The sequence below is a fragment of the Bradyrhizobium sp. HKCCYLS1011 genome (assembly GCF_051167795.1).
Taxonomy (GTDB): domain Bacteria; phylum Pseudomonadota; class Alphaproteobacteria; order Rhizobiales; family Xanthobacteraceae; genus Bradyrhizobium.
Genome location: NZ_JBNPTT010000007.1, coordinates 510,956 through 526,822 on the forward strand (window position 1 = coordinate 510,956; position 15,867 = coordinate 526,822).

Genomic DNA, 15,867 nt, shown 5'->3' on the forward strand with positions numbered 1-15,867 from the left:
GTCAGATCTGGTTCTGGCGGATGTTCTCGACCATTTTGGCGAGCACGCGCGCGCAGATCTCGATCTCGTCGGGATCGATGCCTGCGGTGAGCCGGTCGTAGTTCTGCTCCATGATCGGCCAGATCTTGCGCAACAGCGCTTCGCCCTCCGGCGTCAATCCGACCACCCGGCGGCGCTGATCTTCCTCCGCGATCTCGCGCTTGACGAGGCCCGATGACACCATGGACTCGACCATGCGGCTCGCGGTCGACTGCTCGGTTACCGCGAGGACGGCGATCTCGTTGACGGTGAGGGTCTTGTAGATGAACAGGACCGACAGCGTCCGGAACACGACATTGTTGATGTTGTGCTCGCTCAGATCGCGGTTCTGGTCGAGATTCCAGCGATTGGCGAGCCGGTTGAACAGATACGGGATGTAGGCTTGCAGCTGGTCCCTTGTCCTCGGTGGACCCGACTTCCATTTGCTCTTGGATTCTTTGGCCATTATCTCTTGCGACTTTGCTTCTTGCTCTCGGTGCGAATTTTCGAGGAGAGGGATTTCAACACGGACAAGGCAGTGTCCAGCTCCTGGGCCGAGACGTTCTCGAGCCGTTTGCCGAGATGCTTCTTGTGAACGGCGGCGGCCTTCCTGAACAGCGCGTCGCCTTTCGGCGTCAGGCGCACGATGAACGACCGTCGGTCCTCGCTCGACATTTCCTTGCTGATGAGATCGTCGGCGAGAAGACGCTGCACCAGCCCTGAGACGTTGCCGCCCGATACTTTCAGATTTTGCGACAGCTGTCCGAGCGCGAGTCCGTCGGGGTAGCGATCGAGCTGGGCCAGCACGTCGAACTTTGCGAGCGAGAGCCCGAACTCCGAGCTCAGCATCGCATTCAGCGAGGCGAACAGCTCGCCATGCAGTGACAGCAATTGAAGCCAGAGCCGGGTTTCAATCTGCCCGGGGACAGGAACAATGTTCTCTTTGAGTGCTGCCGGCATTGCATGACCATCGAGTACAAAGTGTCTCGTCGATTTGGGGGGACTATCGCGGGTGGTTCGCTCCGATTAGCAACCTGAGAATCCTAGTCAAGCCGTGTGATCCCGACGTCCTCCGGTTGGGCGGCAAAGCAATCGTGCGTCTCGCGTGACGGCATCATGCGAAGCTCTTGATGGTCTGGATTACGCCGTCGAGCTCCCGGCCGGCGCTGTCTTTCAGCGCGGCCTCGCGCAGGCGGCGCGCCCAATCCGCGGCATCCTCGCGCTGCTCGATCAGCTTGATCGCCGCCAGCGTCTTGTCGAATTTCGACAGTCCCCGGCTGTGGGTATCGGAATAGCCCTTGACGAGACGTCGGCATTGCAGGATTTCGACACCCAACTGGTAATTGGTGCCAACCGCGTCAGTCGCGGCCTTGAGCCATCCGTCCCGGTGAGCCGTCTCGACCATGTGACGCAGCGAGCGGCGGCGCATGCCGCGCAGCCCGCCCACGACATAAAGCGCCAGGAACCAGGGCAGCGAGTAGGTGCGCACCCGGCGCCCCTTGTTGACGCGCCGATCGAGCCAGCCGAGCAGGCGCGGCCTCGCCCCGAGCCAGCGGCCGAAGCCGGCGGGCAGCATGCCCATGACCTCCTCCATGCGTGGATGCATGAATTCGGTGGTCTGAAGCACCTGGCCCGGCGACATATCGAGCTCGCTCTCGATACGCGCGCGTCGACCGGCGCGCGTCTTGAGGTCGGCCACGCGGATGACGTCGTCATAGGCCATGGCGTTGGCGAGATACTTTGCCGCGGTCTGCGTAAACGCATAGCCCCGGCCAGCACCGCCGGAGCTTCGGTCGGTCGCGTGCAGCGTCTTCAGGATGTCCAGATACTCGGCGCCATAGGCGACGTCCTGGAAGTCGACCACCTTTCTCAGGCCGGCGCGGGCCATGGCGAGCGCGGGCTCGGGCAGCTCCTGCGTCAACCTTGCGACGAGCCCAGCGAGATGCGGATCGGGCGTTACGGGCGAGGGGATATCGTCGGCCTGTTTCGGCTCTGTCGGCGCGACGATGCCGGCGGAGCCGGTCTTGACCCGGTCGAAGGCGGCTTCGAAGGTCCGCAAACTGGCCTTGGCGCCTTTCTCGCCGGCGCGGATGACGTCAAGATAGCTTTCGCGGCTGAAGGGCAGCACGCCGGCACTTGCAAGCGCGCCGAACATCGCGGCCGAGATGACGCTGCCATGCTCGATCGCCAGCGCATTCAGATCGAAAATGATTTCGGTCTTTGCGGCAATTCCGATCGCGCCGGTGACCGCACTCCCGTCGGCGATGCCGTTGCCTGGCGCGATCTTCTCGCCGATCGCAAATGACCGGTGATTGGACGCGATCAGCGTGGTGCGATCCGGGGTCACCAGGCCGCGCAGGATGGATCGACCGGCCTCCATAAATTCCGCCGCCATCACCACATCAACGTCGCCGGGCGTCGGCATCAGCGACAGGACCGGCTTGCGACCATCGAGCGGCGGCATCGCCTCGATGTAGTAGATCGTGGCGCCGGTGCGCTGGGCTACTCCCGGCACCGAGGTCGATTGCGCGACCCAGCCATGGTTCTCCGCAAGCTGGACGATCCAATCGGTCAGGACGCCGCCGCCCTGGCCGCCCATCGCGACGATCGCAATCGAGATTGGCCGCTCGGTCGCCTCGCCTGCGGCGGGGAGGGCCAGCCGGACCGTCTCGTCTCTCATGCCAGCGCCTCGAGCGCGGGACGGCGGCGATCGCGCCGCCGCTGCAGCCAACCGATCACGGCCATGGCAACCTTGGATCTGAACGTGTCCCAGCGAGTCGGATTATGGATGACGTCGGCGCGATAGAAGGACGGGCAGAGCACGGCGGCCTCGGAGACCTCGCCGCAATTGCCGCATCCGACGCAGGAATTGTCGATCGCCGCAACGGGATCGTCGCGCAGCGGATCATCAAGCTGCTTGACCGACAGCGACGGGCAGCCGGAAAGCCGGATGCAGGCATGGTCGCCGGTGCACACGTCCTCGTCGACGCCAAAACGCTCTTTCACGACGCGTACGCCGTCCTTGATGGCCTTGCTCATCTGCGGCTTTACGCGACGCTGCTTGTTCAGCATGCACTCGGATGAGGCGACGATGACCTTAGGGCCTTCTTCCCTGGTCGTCAGCGCCTCCTTCAGCGTGTCACGCATCTTGCCGACATCGTAGGTACGGTCGAGCTGCCGTACCCATTGGCCGCCGATGCCCTTCACGGCCTGGACAATCGAGTTGTTGGTGTTGCGCCGCTTGTTGATGGCGCGTGACGACAGGATGTCCTGCCCGCCGGTGGCCGAGGTGTAGTAGTTGTCGACGATGACGAACACGCCGTCATGCTTGTTGAACACGGCATTGCCGATGCCGCTGGTCAACCCGTTGTGCCAGAAACCGCCGTCGCCCATCACGGCGATCGAGCGCTTGTCGGCCTTGACGTTGAAGGCCGACGTCGAGGCCGGGCCCAGGCCGAAACCCATGGTGGTCGCGCCGATGTTGAAGGGCGGCAGAATCGAGAACAGATGGCAGCCGATGTCGGCGGAGATGTGGTGCTGGCCGAGCTCCTCCTCGACGAGCTTCATGGCCGCGAAGATCGGCCGTTCGGGGCAGCCGGTGCAGAGCCCGGGCGGGCGCGCCGGCACGACCTGCTTGAGCCTCTCGACTGCCGGGTGGTGGAGCACCGGCGTGGCGTCCGGCGCCGGCGGCCGGTTGCCGAGCAGCCGGGGCTCGGTCTTCTCCAGGAATTCTCTGAGGCCGCCGAGCAGGACCTGCGCGGTGTAGTCGCCGCCCATCGGCAGCACGTCCTTGCCATGGACGCGCGCCTGGATGTCCTTGCGCCGCAGCACCGTATTGATCGCTTGCTCCAGATATTCCGGCTGGCCCTCTTCGACGATCAGGATGGCTTCCTTGTCGAGACAGAACTCCGCGACCTCACTGTCGATCACGGGGTAGGTGACGTTCATGACGTAGAGCGGGATCTGCGTATTGCCGTAGGCATCGGACAATCCGAGATATTGCAGCGCGCGGATGACATTATTGTACATGCCGCCCTGCATGACGATGCCGACCTTGCCCTGCTTCGGTCCCATCCATTCGTTCAGCTTGTTGTCCCGGATGAAGCCGATTGCCGCCGGCATGCGCGTCTTGATCTTCTCCTGCTCATGCTCATAGGCCGCCGGCGGCAGCACGATGCGGTTGACGTCGCGCTTGGGATTGTTGAGCGCGTCCTTGATGGTATGCGCCGGCCTGACATTGTCCTTGCAGGCAAAGCTGCCATGCATGTGACAGGCGCGAACGCGGACTTCCAGCATCACGGGCGTGTTCGAGAATTCGGAGAGCTCAAAGCCCTTTTCGATCAGATTGACGATGCATTCATGGTCGGGACGCGGGTCCAACAGCCACATCTGCGATTTCATCGCAAAGGCGTGGGTGCGCTCCTGCATGATGGAGGAGCCTTCGCCATAGTCCTCGCCGACGATGATCATCGTTCCGCCGGTCACGCCGCCCGAGGCGAGATTGGCGAGCGCGTCGGAGGCGACGTTGGTGCCGACCGTGGATTTCCACGCCACCGCGCCGCGCAAGGGATACATCACCGAAGCCGACAGCATGGCCGCCGCGGCCGCTTCGTTGGCGGAGCTCTGGAATACGACGCCGAGATCGTCGAGCACGTCCTTGGCGTCAGCCAGCACATCCATGAGGTGAGAGATCGGAGAGCCCTGGTAGCCGCCGACATAGGCGACGCCTGATTGCAGCAGCGCCTTGGTGATGGCGAGGATGCCCTCGCCGCGGAACGTGTCACCATCGCCGAGCCGGAGATCCTCGACCTCACGAGCGAAAGACCGTTCAGCCATTGCACCCTCCAGAAATATGCGATAGCATACGTTTATATGTAAAATATGTCAACGCCGCGCCATGCTATCGCGCCTGCGCATTTCTGCTGCGGAAGGCGGCATAAGCCGGCGACAGGGTAGGGCCAATGCTGAAGCTGCCTCGCTTTAGAGCTGCCGCCGTCCAGGCCTCACCTGTCTATCTCGACGCGAGCGCGACCGCGGAAAAGGCGGCGTCACTGGTCCGTGAGGCCGCGGCCAACGGCGCAAAGCTCATTGCGTTCCCCGAAGTGTTCGTTCCCGGCTATCCCTACTGGAACTGGATCACCGATCCCGTCACGGGGAGCGCGTGGTTTGAGAAGCTCGCCAAGGCGTCGGTCCTCGTGCCGGGCCCGGAGGTTGACATCGTGCGGAAGGCTGCGCGCGATACCGGATGCTACGTCGTGCTCGGCGTGAACGAGCGCAGCCCGGTCTCGCTGGGCGCGATCTACAACACGCTGGTTTTCATCGGGCCGGACGGCGCGCTGCTTGGCAAGCATCGCAAGCTGGTGCCGACCTGGGCGGAGAAGCTGACCTGGACCGGCGGCGACGGATCGAGCCTGCGCGTCTATGATACGGAGATCGGGCGTCTCGGCGGACTGGCTTGCGGCGAGAACACCAACACGCTCGCGCGTTTCGCGCTGTTGGGCCAGGGCGAACTCGTGCATGTCGCCAGCTACATCTCGCTTCCCGTTGCACCCGCCGACTACGACATGGCAGAGGCGATCAAGTTGCGCGCGATTGCCCATTCCTTTGAAGGCAAGATCTTTACGATCGTCTCCTGCTCGACCGTGTCGGAGGAGATCATCGCGGCGATGGAAACGATTGTCCCCGACGCGCGGGCGCGCTTGCAGCGCAAATCGAGCGCTTTCTCAGGGGTCATCGGGCCCGATGGCCGTGTGGTCGGCGCACCGCTGATCGACGATGAAGGCATCGTCTATGCCGACATCGACCTCGACCGCTGCATCCAGCCGAAACAGATGCATGACATTGTCGGGCACTACAACCGGTTCGACATTTTCGATTTGCGTGTGAACCGCCGCCCGTTGGCGCCGCTTGGCCTAGCAGAAACAGAGCGAGGCGCAGGGGACGAGCAGGTGAGCTTTTCCTCGATCCCCGGCCGGTCGGAATGATGGTCGGGCACGTATCGAGCATGCAGGGTCGTGAGACAGGACTTGGAGGATAGGATGCGCGAGAACGTGATCGGCCGGGCCAATGTCGAAGACACCCCCGAGCTCATGGCCTACTACAAGGACCTCGAAAAGTACGAAGCCGGTGCCCTCTGGACGGTCGCCAACAAGATCGAGCCATGGCAGCCGCAATCCGCGTCCGTTCCCGTTCTCTGGCGCTACAGTGATTTGCGCGAGCATGTGCTGCGCTCGGTGGAGCTGGTCTCGCCGGAGAAGGCCGGGAGGCGGGTGATCTATCTTAACAATCCGGGTCGCCGCGACGTGTCCGCCGCTGTCGGCTGGCTCTATTCGGGATTGCAGGTGATGCATCCCGGCGAGGTTGCCTCGGCCCACGCGCACTCCGCCTCCGCCTTGCGCTTCATCATGGAAGGGGCGGGCGCCTACACCATCGTCGATGGTCACAAGATGACGTTGGGAGCACGGGACTTCGTGCTCACGCCGAACGGCACCTGGCATGAGCACGGGGTCGAAGGCGATGGGTCGGTCTGCATCTGGCAGGATGGGTTGGACATCCCACTCGTGAATGCGCTGGAAGCCAATTTCTTCGTCGTGCATCCGAAGATCCAGCAGGAGCCGTCCGGTTATCCCGTGGACGACATGACCAAGACCTGGGGCAATCCCGGTCTTCGGCCGGCTGACACGCGCTGGTCGAAGGGCTATTCGCCCATGTTCAAGTATGAGTGGGAGCCGACCTATGAATCCCTGCGAAAATATGCCGCCGCGACCGACGGCTCGCCTCACGATGGGATTCTCATGAACTACGTCAATCCGATCACCGGCGGGCACGTGATGCAGACGATCGGCGCGAGCATGCAGATGCTGCGGCCGGGCGAGACGACGAAGTCACACCGGCACACCGGCAGCTTCATCTACCAGGTCGCCAAGGGACGCGGCTATTCGATCATCGCCGGCAAGCGTTTCGAGTGGGAGGAGCGCGACATCTTCTGTGTTCCGTCCTGGGCCTGGCATGAGCACGGCAACGCGTCGACGAGCGAGGATGCCTGCCTGTTCTGCTTCAACGATCTGCCTGTCATCGAGGGTCTCGGGCTGTATCGGGAAGAGACCTATGGCGACAATGGCGGCCACCAATCGGTCGCCGCCTGACATTTTCTTGCTCGCTGGAAATTCAACGGAAAAGAGTCGGATCAAGCCTCCATGCGTCTCGTGACTTATACTTTGGGCGCCAGCGGCGCCCGCCTCGGAGTTCTCCTCAACGGGTTGGTCGTCGATGTCGAGCGTCTCGGCGCGTCGTCTGGTCTCGCATGGCCGAGCGACATGCTGTCCTTCATCGACAACAACGCCACGCTGTTGCCGGCGCTCAAGGATGGCCTTGATGGTGCCAATGGGTGTCTGCCGGCCGGCGCCGCCGTTCCCGTCGAGGATGTGAAGCTGCAAGCTCCGATCCCGCGGCCCCGCAAGAACATCTTCGGCATCGGGCTGAACTACCGGGCGCATGTCGCGGAATCCGCCAAGAGCCTTGATACCGACAAGGACCTGCCAAAGCAGCCGGTCGTTTTCTCGAAGCCGCCGACTTCCGTGATCGGCCCGGGGGCGGCGATCCAACACAACGCCAAGATGACGCAGCAACTCGACTGGGAAGTCGAACTCGCGGTCATCATCGGCAGGACCGCGACGCGCATCTCCGTCGAGAAAGCAATGGATCACGTCTTCGGCTATTCGGTGATGATCGACATTTCCGCGCGCGACAATCGCCGCGCCGGCCAATGGATCTTCTCCAAGGGCATGGACACCTATGCGCCGTTCGGCCCCTGCATCGTGACTGCGGACGAGATTCCCGACCCGCATGACCTGCGGCTGTGGCTGACGAAGAACGGCGTTACGAAGCAGGATTCCAACACCAAATACATGATCTTCGACATCCCAGTCCTGATTGCCGACATTTCGTCCGGCATGACGCTGGAGCCGGGCGACATCATTGCAACGGGAACGCCGGAAGGCGTCGGAGCCGGCATGAGCCCGCAGGAATGGCTGTGGCCGGGCGATGTGGTCGAAGCAGGAGTCGATGGCGTCGGTGTGATCAGACACCCTGTTGTCGCGATCTGATGGCGATTTTCTCGTTCGATCGCGAGCTGAGGTTCGGGGATTGCGATCCCTCAGGGATCGCGTACTTCCCGTCCTACCTGAATATTCTCAACGGCGTCGTCGAAGAATTCTGGGCGACGATTGGTTTTCCGTGGCCGGAATTGATGAGGGTTCGGAAGATCGGGACGCCCACGGTGCGCCTGACCTGCGACTTTTCCCGACCGTCGATGTTTGGGAATGCCCTCACGTTCACGCTGCGCATAGGCAAGGTCGGCCGGGCATCGCTTCATTTGGCGCATGTCGTCTCGGGCGTGGATGGCATCCGCTGGCGGGCCGGCCAGATCCTTGCTGCAACATCGTTGGTGGATCATCACGCGATTGCCTGGCCGGATGATATTCGCGCCGCGCTGGTGTCGCATCTGCACGCGGATGAGGACGTGCAGGCGGTGCTGTCATGATTTCGCTCTTCATGACATTCTCCGATCCGCGGGGCGAGCGCCAGCTCGGGCCCAATGATCTTGCCGCCGTTGCAGCACTCGTCGGCTCGATCCCGGAGATGATCGAGGGCTTGCTGTTCACGCCACTGGAGCAGTCGGTCGACCATCCCTACAACGCTGACGGCTTAGGACCAGCCTTCGCCCTCCAATTGCGGTTCTCGGACCTGTTCGCTTGCGAGGCGGCGATGGATCGCGGTGGCGTCCTTGCCAGCTTGGCGGTGGGCGCCGGGTTGTCGGGCCTCGCTGGATTGGACGTCACGCACCAGGTGATGCTGACGCGCGCGTTTCCGGTCGAGGCCGCGGCGCATCCGGCAGGCACGACCATTCCATGCAGCTACCTCGTGCACTATCCAGGCCCGGCCGAGGACATGAATGCCTGGAACCTGCATTATCTGGAGCATCACCCGGCGATCATGCGGACCTTTCCAAACGTCCGCCAGGTCGAGATCTATACGCGTATCGATTGGGTCGACCGGCTGCCGTCGCAGCGGATCGAGCACATGCAGCGCAACAAGCTGGTGTTCGACAGCCCGGACGCGCTTTCGCTGGCGTTGAGCTCCGAGGTGATCAAGCGTATGCGCGCGGACTTCCTCCAGTTCCCGCGATTCTCCGGCGGCAATAAGCATTTTCCGATGCTGACCCACACGGTTCGGCCGGGCGTCTAGAAGTCCCGTAATTCTAGTGTCCGCCGAGATAGGCCGTGATCAGCCTGGGATCGTGGATGAGGTCCTTCGCGGGGCCGGACTGCACGATCTCGCCAGTCTCGAGCACGTAGCCGTAGTCAGCGGTCTCCAGCGCGGCGCGCGCATTCTGCTCGACCAGCAGGATCGATACGCCGAGATCGCGTAGGGATGAGATCGTGCGGAAGATCTCGCGCACGATCAGTGGTGCGAGGCCAAGGCTGGGTTCGTCCAGCATGAGAAGTTTCGGCTTGGCCATGAGCGCACGGCCGAGCGCGAGCATCTGCCGCTCGCCGCCGGAGAGTGTGCCGGCGGCTTGCCGCTGCCGCTCCTTCAGGCGAGGAAAGCGATCATAGACCTCGTCGAGCGTTTTCTGGACGCCCGAGCGATCCGGCAGGCTGTACGAGCCGAGCAGGAGGTTGTCGGCAACCGACATCTCGGAGAACAGCTCGCGCTTCTCCGGGACAAGGCACAGCCGGCGCTCGACGCGGTCTTCGACCGACATCCTGCCGATGTCGCTATCCCGGAAGACCATGCGGCCGCGCGATGCCAGCAAGCCGATGGCCGCCATCAGCAGCGTGGTCTTGCCGGCGCCGTTGGGGCCGATGACGGTGACGATCTGCCCTTCCTCGACCGACAGCGACACGTTGCGGACTGCTTCGACATTGTCGTAGCAGACCGTCACATCGATCATGGAAAACATCGTGGTCACGCGACGCCTCCAAGATAGGCCTCTTGAACCCGCTCATCGCTGCGGATCGCGGCCGGAGCGCCTTCGCAGAGCTTGGATCCGAAATCGAGCACCACGATGCGATCGACCAGCGACATCACGAACTCCATGTCATGCTCGACGATCAGGATCGTCAGGTGATCCGCCCGCAGCGACCTGAGCAACTCGGCAAGCCGCAGCTTCTCCTGGCGGCGAAGACCCGCCGCCGGCTCGTCAAGCACCAGGAGTGCCGGGTCCGCGGCCAGCGCACGGGCGATTTCCAGAATGCGCTGATTGCCGAGCGGCAGATTGCCGGCGAGCTCGAACGGCTTTTCGCCGAGCCCGACGCGTTCGAGCTGCGTCTGCGCCTCGTGCCTGGCGCTGGCCTCCTCGTGCCGGTTGAGGCGGAAGGCACCGGCGAACAGGCCGGTGTGCGTGCGCGCGTAGGTGCCGAGCATCACGTTTTCCAACAGGCTCATGCGCGGCCTCAGCTTCACATGCTGGAATGTCCGCGCCACCCCGGCGCGGGCAATGCGGGATTGCGCATCGCCCGTGATCGGACGTCCGGCAAAGACGATTTCGCCCTTGTTGACTCTGAGCGCACCGGTCAGGCAGTTGAACATCGTGCTCTTGCCGGCGCCGTTGGGCCCGATGACGGCGACAATTTCGCCGGACCGCACCTCGAAGCTGACATTGTTGAGCGCGATCAGACCGCCGAACCGGCGTTCGGCGCTATCAACTTTCAGAAGGAGCTCGCCCGGCTTCGGTTGCACGCGACGGGGCAGGGGCGGCGCTGGTTGCGGCCGATCGCGCTTGGCTTTCGGCAGATAGCGCGCGACGAAGGGAACGATCCCCTGTCGCGCCCACTGCAGGAACAGGATGAACAGAGCGGAAAATGCGACGATCTCGAGTTGGCCGGAGGCGCCCTTGGCGATCAGCGGCAGATAATCCTGTACGCTGTTCTTGAGCAGGGTGACGATGGCGGCGCCGACCACGCCGCCGAGCAGGCTGCCCGCGCCACCGACCATGGACATCATCAGATATTCGATGCCCATGCTGGCATCGAACGGCCCCGGGCTGATGAAGCGGCTCATATGGGCGTAGAGCCATCCCGAAAGCGAGGCCAGGAAGGCCGCGATCACGAAGGTCGCGAGCTTGATCCGGAAGGCATTGATGCCGAGGCTCTCGACCAGGGTATTGCCGCCGCGGAGCGCGCGCATGGCGCGGCCGAGCCGGGAGTCCAGGAGGTTGTAGCCGAGCACGAGCACGGCAACGACGATGCCCCAGATCAGGAAATAGATCTGCGCGCTGGACGTCAGCACAATCCATCCGAAGCTGATCGGCGGAATCGACGAGATGCCGTTGAAGCGGCCGAGCCCCTCGACATTGCCGAACAGGAAGCCGATTGCGAGACCCCATGCGACAGTGCTGAGCGAAAGGAAATGACCCTGAAGCCGCAGCGTGACCACGCCGAGAACGGTTGCCACCCCGCAGGTCAGTGCCACGCCGAACACCAGTCCGAGCCAGGGCGAATACCCGTTCAGCGCGGAGACCCAAGCCGTCGCATAGGCCGCGACGCCGACGAACGCCGCCTGCCCGAACGACACGATGCCGCCGACCCCGGTGAGGAGTGCGAGGCCGATGGCGACCAGCGAATAGATGCCGATATAGTTCATCAGCGTGATGCTGAACGGATTGAGGACGAAGGGGGCCGTCGCGAGACACAGCACGGCGATGCTGGCGGCGAGCCTGATGTGAAGGCGCGTCATTCCTCGATCTCCTCCTCCGAATGCAGCGAGGCGAGGGATCGCCAGATCAGGATCGGGATCAGGAGCGAAAAGACGATGACATCCTTCAGCGCGCTGCTCTCGAAAGACGCAAAGCTTTCAAGGATGCCGACGCCGACAGCGCCGATCGCCGCACCGGGGTAGCTGGTCATGCCGCCGACGATGGCGCCGACGAAGGCTTTGAGGCCGAGCAGGAAGCCGGAGTCGTAGAACACAGTGTTCACCGGCGCGATCAGGATGCCGGACACGCCGGCCATGAGCGAGCCAAGGAGATAGGCGATTGTGCCGGCGCGCTCCGGTCGTATGCCCATCAGGCGGGAGCCGGTCCGGTTCACGGCTGTGGCACGCAGCGACTTCCCGACCAGCGTGAAGTCGAAGAAGAGATAGAGGAGGCCGCTGAAAACGAGTGCTGCAACCACGATCAGCATGGTCTGTCCCGGGATCAGCACGCCAGCGAACTCGGTCGAGAGCGAGGTCAGCGGCTCGGTCCGGACCCCCTCGGGGCCGAAGAACAAGAGGCCAAGGCCGACCAGCGCGAAATGCAGCGCCACCGACACCGTCAGCAGCAGGAGCACGCTGCCGTCGGCGATCGGGCGGAACACGATCCGATCCAGAAGCGGTGCAATGGGCGCGATCAGCATCAGCGCGAGCACGAGCCTGACGGCGAGCGGCGGATCGGCGCGCATCACGAGCCAGGCGGCGCCGACCACGACCAGCGGAAGCACCAGGTAGAACACAAGCGCGCGGGGCAGGAGCCGGAGCTCGCCGCCGCGTACGAGCGAGACGATTTCCATCAGGGTTGCAAGGCAGGCCAGCACGACGACCAAGGTCCCCGTGCCCGGAAAGCGCTTTGCGTCGAGCGCAGCTAGCGTCAGCGCGGTGAACGCGGCGATGTCGCCGAAGGGAATGAAGATGACGCGCGTCACCGTGAAGATCAGGACCGTCCCGATCGCCACCAGGGCGTAGACGGCCCCGGTGGCGATCCCGTCGATCGCAAGAATGGCTGCGATGTCGCTCGTCATTGAGACGTCGTTTCCTCGTTCGACTGCCGGCCTGCCATTTCCGGACTACGGCGCGTACTTCCAGGCGCCGTCGGTCAGGCGGACCACGACAAGCGAGCGCTCGTCCACGCCTGTGACCGAGCCCGGCTTGAAGTTGTAGATGGCGTGCACACCCGGCAGCTCCTTGGTACTGAGGATCGCATCGCGCAGCGCCGTGCGGAATTCGGCGGTCCCAGGCTTTGCGGACTTGAGTGCGCGCTCGGCGGCATTGGCGAAGATCAGCCAGGCGTCGAAGGAATAGGCAGAAAACCCGTCGGTGGTCGGTATATTATGGGTCTTCTGGTAGACCGCACGGAACTCCAGCGCGAGTTTCTTTGCGAAATGATCGTCGGGCAGTTGCTCGGCCACGATGACGGGGCCTGCCGAGACCTGGATGCCTTCGGCCGCCTTGCCACCGACGTGCACGAAGTCCGGGTTGACCAGCGCCACTGTGCCGTAGGTCTTACCCTTGAAGCCACGCTCAGAAAGGCTCAGGAGCGGCAGCGCGCCCTGCGTGCCCGACCCGCCGTCCAGTACGGCATCAGGCCGCGCGGCGAGCACCTTGAGGGTCTGTGCGGTGACCGAGGTGTCGGTGCGGGCATAGCGCTCGTTGGTCTGCACCTTGATATCGTCGATCGCCTCGGCGGCTTTGGCACCATTATAGACAAGGTCGCCCCAGGCATCGGAGAAGCCGATATAGCCGATGTTCTTGATCCCATCGCGCTTCATGCGGTCGGCGACGATCTTGACGAGGAGCGAAGCCGGCTGCGGCACCGCGACCACCCACTGTTCCGGCGATTCCGGAAGCTTGCCGATCGGCGATACCGCGATCATCGGCACTTTCAGCTCACTCGCCACCGCCGCCATGGCGATCGTCGAGGGCGCCGTTGCAGTGCCCATCAAAAGATCCACCTTTTCTTCTTCCACGAGCTTGCGCGCATTGCGGGTCGCGGTCGACGGATCGGAGCCGTCGTCGAGCTGGATCAGGCGGATGGTCTCGCCGCCGATCGTCTTCTTGTATTCATAGGCGGCATTGATGCCGCGCCCGTAGGGGATGCCGATCGAGGAGCCTGGTCCGCTCAGTGACGTGACGAAGCCGATCGTGATGTCGGCCTGCGCAGCCGGTGCTGCGAACATGCCGGCGACAAGTGCAAGTAAGCTCAGAGTCCTGCGCATGTGCGTCTTCCTCGGTTGGTGCTGGACAGGAATGCCTCGAAGCTGCCGAACGGCGAGCCCGAACGACGAATGAACCGACTGAAAGCGGTGCTGTAGCGCCGCATCCCGGGCGCGACCGAAGAGGTTTTGCTCGGCGGGGCGTCAGCAGCCATGGCGCTGGTTGCCGCTCGAACAGCTGGCCCATCGGGGAATGCGGGCGGGCCTTTGCCGACGCAATGAAAGGCCGTCGGCCCGGCCGCCATGCGCGACCGGTGATGCTGCTGCTGCCGCCGGCTGTTCGAGCACGGCGATGATCCACGCGATCGAGTCTCTCAAAATCGGTGCCCTGCAACATCATTGTCATGGCCGCCGGTCGCCTGACCGGCGAGGAATTACTTAAAGCCTAAAGTATTGCCGGTGGGGCCGTCAACACGTGTCACGGCGCTGTCAGAAAAAATGTTATTGCATACAATTCCGCAGGAGTGCGGCGGCTTCCTCGCGTGACGATGTTACGAAAATGCCGCGTTCGCGCTGCCGCGAGGCGGCCGTTGTCGTCGCTGCAGCGCGCATTTGACGCGCGAATTAGTTTATGATTGAAATATATTCATCGGCAGCCGACGACCGATCCTCCGACCACCGCTTGAGGAGAAGGACGATGCGCATCTTCTGGCAGAGCTTCGTTGATGCGAGCGTGAACGCGCCCTACATGGCGCTGCTGTCGGAATACCTCAACAACATCGCCGCGCCCGGCACGACGGTTCATGTCGAGGGCATTTCGCCGCCGGACCGGGAGTTCGGGCGGCTTGCGGAGTTGCGCTGTGCCGTCCAGGCCATCGATAACGGCATCGCGGCCGAGGAGGGCGGGTTCGACGCCTTCGTGATGGGACATTTCCAGGACCCTGGGCTCTACGAGTTGCGCTCGGCGCTCGACATTCCCGTGATCGGGACCGGCGAGGCGACGTTGCTGGCGGCGTCGCAACTCGGCCGCCGGCTCGGTCTTGTGACGATCGATCCTGTCTTCGAGGTCTGGCACCACGAGCAGGCAGAGCGTTACGGCCTCGGCGATCGCGTGGTTCACGTCACCGGGCTTGGCTGCAAGCCTGAGGATTTCGCCAGCGCGTTCGCCGGAGACCACGCCGCGCAGGCCCGCATGATTGGGGATTTTGTCGCCTGCGCCCGTCCGCTGGTGGAGCGCGGCGCCGATGTCGTGATTCCGGCCGGTGTGCTGCCAGGCCTTCTGATCGGTCGGGAGCATGGCCTCAAGGTCGGGCACGCACCGGTAGTCAACTGTGCGGCCGTGGCGCTGAAGAGTGCCGAAATGTGGGTGCAGCTCCGGCAGCTCAATGGCACCGAGCCCAGTCGCGGGCCGAGCTTCAGGCGGGCCAGCGCCCAGGCGCGCGTCGATTTCCGCGCGCTGCTTGCCCGTAGCAGCCGTTAATCCCGGAGTCCAAGTCATGATGCGTCCTGAAAAGATCCTGTACGAGACCTCGGTGACGGCGGCCGGCGGGCGGGACGGCAAGGCCATAAGCGACGACGGTCTGTTGTCGGTGTCGCTGTCCCTGCCGAAGTCGCTGGGCGGCTCCGGGGACGCAGGTACCAATCCCGAGCAACTCTTTGCGGCCGGTTACGCCGCGTGCTTTCTCGGCGCGATCAAGCTCGTCGCGCGCACCCGGAAGGTCGCGCCATCCAGCGAGCCCTCGGTAACCGCGAAGGTTGGGATGGGTCCGGTTCCTGTCGGATATGCGCTCGCGGTCGAATTAAAGGTCAGTCTGCCCGGTGTCGAGAAATCGGTGGCCGAAGAGATCGTTGCAGGCGCGCACGAGCGTTGTCCCTATTCGAATGCGACCCGCGGCAATATTGACGTGAAACTGACGGTGATCTGAGGCGGATGAGCGAG

The 15,867-nt window shown here is 63.5% G+C and carries 15 protein-coding genes; 7 read left to right on the top strand and 8 right to left on the bottom strand.

The window, feature by feature from the left end:
* Nucleotide 1 precedes the first annotated feature (1 nt).
* The 4 genes from ACQR1W_RS25490 to ACQR1W_RS25505 form a co-directional block, all read right to left on the bottom strand.
* Entirely contained in the window at nucleotides 2–484 is a 483-nt protein-coding gene (locus ACQR1W_RS25490; protein ID WP_434853373.1) for a MarR family winged helix-turn-helix transcriptional regulator, read from the bottom strand.
* Nucleotides 484–978 carry a MarR family winged helix-turn-helix transcriptional regulator gene (locus tag ACQR1W_RS25495; protein WP_434853374.1) on the bottom strand — a complete coding sequence of 165 codons (495 nt, stop codon included), beginning with the start codon at nucleotides 976–978 and terminating at the stop codon, nucleotides 484–486. Before ACQR1W_RS25495 ends, ACQR1W_RS25490 begins: the two co-directional genes overlap by 1 nt.
* 154 nt (nucleotides 979–1,132) lie before the next feature.
* Nucleotides 1,133–2,698: an indolepyruvate oxidoreductase subunit beta family protein gene (locus tag ACQR1W_RS25500; RefSeq protein ID WP_434853375.1), complete on the bottom strand. Its 1,566-nt coding sequence runs from the start codon at nucleotides 2,696–2,698 to the stop codon at nucleotides 1,133–1,135.
* Nucleotides 2,695–4,854 (bottom strand): thiamine pyrophosphate-dependent enzyme, encoded by a 2,160-nt coding sequence (locus tag ACQR1W_RS25505; RefSeq protein WP_434853376.1) that lies wholly within the window; start codon nucleotides 4,852–4,854, stop codon nucleotides 2,695–2,697. The genes ACQR1W_RS25500 and ACQR1W_RS25505 overlap by 4 nt, the downstream gene beginning before the upstream one ends.
* A 125-nt stretch (nucleotides 4,855–4,979) precedes the next feature.
* Between ACQR1W_RS25505 and ACQR1W_RS25510 the strand changes: the two genes are divergently transcribed.
* The 5 genes from ACQR1W_RS25510 to ACQR1W_RS25530 are packed head-to-tail and all read left to right on the top strand — an operon-like array spanning nucleotide 4,980 to nucleotide 9,264.
* Nucleotides 4,980–6,002, top strand: a complete 1,023-nt coding sequence (locus tag ACQR1W_RS25510) for a carbon-nitrogen hydrolase family protein (RefSeq protein WP_434853377.1) — start codon at nucleotides 4,980–4,982, stop codon at nucleotides 6,000–6,002.
* A 54-nt stretch (nucleotides 6,003–6,056) separates the two neighbouring features.
* Nucleotides 6,057–7,163 carry a cupin domain-containing protein gene (locus tag ACQR1W_RS25515; RefSeq protein WP_434853378.1) on the top strand — a complete coding sequence of 369 codons (1,107 nt, stop codon included), beginning with the start codon at nucleotides 6,057–6,059 and terminating at the stop codon, nucleotides 7,161–7,163.
* A gap of 51 nt (nucleotides 7,164–7,214) precedes the next feature.
* A complete protein-coding gene (locus ACQR1W_RS25520; RefSeq protein ID WP_434853379.1) occupies nucleotides 7,215–8,123 on the top strand; it encodes a fumarylacetoacetate hydrolase family protein in 909 nt (302 codons plus the stop codon).
* Entirely contained in the window at nucleotides 8,123–8,560 is a 438-nt protein-coding gene (locus ACQR1W_RS25525; protein WP_434853380.1) for an acyl-CoA thioesterase, read from the top strand. Before ACQR1W_RS25520 ends, ACQR1W_RS25525 begins: the two co-directional genes overlap by 1 nt.
* A complete protein-coding gene (locus ACQR1W_RS25530) occupies nucleotides 8,557–9,264 on the top strand; it encodes a hypothetical protein (protein ID WP_434853381.1) in 708 nt (235 codons plus the stop codon). Before ACQR1W_RS25525 ends, ACQR1W_RS25530 begins: the two co-directional genes overlap by 4 nt.
* A gap of 13 nt (nucleotides 9,265–9,277) precedes the next feature.
* On the opposite strand, the gene ACQR1W_RS25535 is transcribed toward ACQR1W_RS25530, so the two are convergent.
* From ACQR1W_RS25535 to ACQR1W_RS25550, 4 genes are read right to left on the bottom strand one after another with little or no spacing between them, the layout of a single operon-like run.
* Nucleotides 9,278–9,991: an ABC transporter ATP-binding protein gene (locus tag ACQR1W_RS25535; protein WP_434853382.1), complete on the bottom strand. Its 714-nt coding sequence runs from the start codon at nucleotides 9,989–9,991 to the stop codon at nucleotides 9,278–9,280.
* The gene (locus tag ACQR1W_RS25540; protein ID WP_434853383.1) at nucleotides 9,988–11,757 is read right to left on the bottom strand and encodes a branched-chain amino acid ABC transporter ATP-binding protein/permease; all 1,770 of its coding nucleotides are present in this window, start codon (nucleotides 11,755–11,757) and stop codon (nucleotides 9,988–9,990) included. The genes ACQR1W_RS25535 and ACQR1W_RS25540 overlap by 4 nt, the downstream gene beginning before the upstream one ends.
* Nucleotides 11,754–12,797: a branched-chain amino acid ABC transporter permease gene (locus tag ACQR1W_RS25545; RefSeq protein WP_434853384.1), complete on the bottom strand. Its 1,044-nt coding sequence runs from the start codon at nucleotides 12,795–12,797 to the stop codon at nucleotides 11,754–11,756. Before ACQR1W_RS25545 ends, ACQR1W_RS25540 begins: the two co-directional genes overlap by 4 nt.
* Before the next feature lie 45 nt (nucleotides 12,798–12,842).
* Entirely contained in the window at nucleotides 12,843–13,991 is a 1,149-nt protein-coding gene (locus ACQR1W_RS25550; protein ID WP_434853385.1) for an ABC transporter substrate-binding protein, read from the bottom strand.
* Nucleotides 13,992–14,625: 634 nt separating this feature from the next.
* On the opposite strand from ACQR1W_RS25550, the gene ACQR1W_RS25555 reads away from it, so the two are divergent.
* Together ACQR1W_RS25555 and ACQR1W_RS25560 are read left to right on the top strand one after the other, a co-directional pair.
* Nucleotides 14,626–15,408, top strand: a complete 783-nt coding sequence (locus tag ACQR1W_RS25555) for an aspartate/glutamate racemase family protein (RefSeq protein ID WP_434853386.1) — start codon at nucleotides 14,626–14,628, stop codon at nucleotides 15,406–15,408.
* Nucleotides 15,409–15,427: 19 nt separating this feature from the next.
* Nucleotides 15,428–15,853 carry an organic hydroperoxide resistance protein gene (locus tag ACQR1W_RS25560; RefSeq protein ID WP_434853387.1) on the top strand — a complete coding sequence of 142 codons (426 nt, stop codon included), beginning with the start codon at nucleotides 15,428–15,430 and terminating at the stop codon, nucleotides 15,851–15,853.
* Nucleotides 15,854–15,867: the final 14 nt, after the last annotated feature.

What these genes read in the sequence shown, in the direction of transcription:
- ACQR1W_RS25490 (WP_434853373.1), bottom strand. Translation starts at nt 484, where the DNA reads ATGGCCAAAGAATCCAAGAGCAAATGGAAGTCGGGTCCACCGAGGACA.
- ACQR1W_RS25520 (WP_434853379.1), top strand. Translation starts at nt 7,215, where the DNA reads ATGCGTCTCGTGACTTATACTTTGGGCGCCAGCGGCGCCCGCCTCGGA.
- ACQR1W_RS25555 (WP_434853386.1), top strand. Translation starts at nt 14,626, where the DNA reads ATGCGCATCTTCTGGCAGAGCTTCGTTGATGCGAGCGTGAACGCGCCC.
- ACQR1W_RS25540 (WP_434853383.1), bottom strand. Translation starts at nt 11,757, where the DNA reads ATGACGCGCCTTCACATCAGGCTCGCCGCCAGCATCGCCGTGCTGTGT.
- ACQR1W_RS25530 (WP_434853381.1), top strand. Translation starts at nt 8,557, where the DNA reads ATGATTTCGCTCTTCATGACATTCTCCGATCCGCGGGGCGAGCGCCAG.
- ACQR1W_RS25515 (WP_434853378.1), top strand. Translation starts at nt 6,057, where the DNA reads ATGCGCGAGAACGTGATCGGCCGGGCCAATGTCGAAGACACCCCCGAG.
- ACQR1W_RS25550 (WP_434853385.1), bottom strand. Translation starts at nt 13,991, where the DNA reads ATGCGCAGGACTCTGAGCTTACTTGCACTTGTCGCCGGCATGTTCGCA.
- ACQR1W_RS25505 (WP_434853376.1), bottom strand. Translation starts at nt 4,854, where the DNA reads ATGGCTGAACGGTCTTTCGCTCGTGAGGTCGAGGATCTCCGGCTCGGC.
- ACQR1W_RS25510 (WP_434853377.1), top strand. Translation starts at nt 4,980, where the DNA reads ATGCTGAAGCTGCCTCGCTTTAGAGCTGCCGCCGTCCAGGCCTCACCT.
- ACQR1W_RS25560 (WP_434853387.1), top strand. Translation starts at nt 15,428, where the DNA reads ATGCGTCCTGAAAAGATCCTGTACGAGACCTCGGTGACGGCGGCCGGC.
- ACQR1W_RS25545 (WP_434853384.1), bottom strand. Translation starts at nt 12,797, where the DNA reads ATGACGAGCGACATCGCAGCCATTCTTGCGATCGACGGGATCGCCACC.
- ACQR1W_RS25495 (WP_434853374.1), bottom strand. Translation starts at nt 978, where the DNA reads ATGCCGGCAGCACTCAAAGAGAACATTGTTCCTGTCCCCGGGCAGATT.
- ACQR1W_RS25500 (WP_434853375.1), bottom strand. Translation starts at nt 2,698, where the DNA reads ATGAGAGACGAGACGGTCCGGCTGGCCCTCCCCGCCGCAGGCGAGGCG.
- ACQR1W_RS25525 (WP_434853380.1), top strand. Translation starts at nt 8,123, where the DNA reads ATGGCGATTTTCTCGTTCGATCGCGAGCTGAGGTTCGGGGATTGCGAT.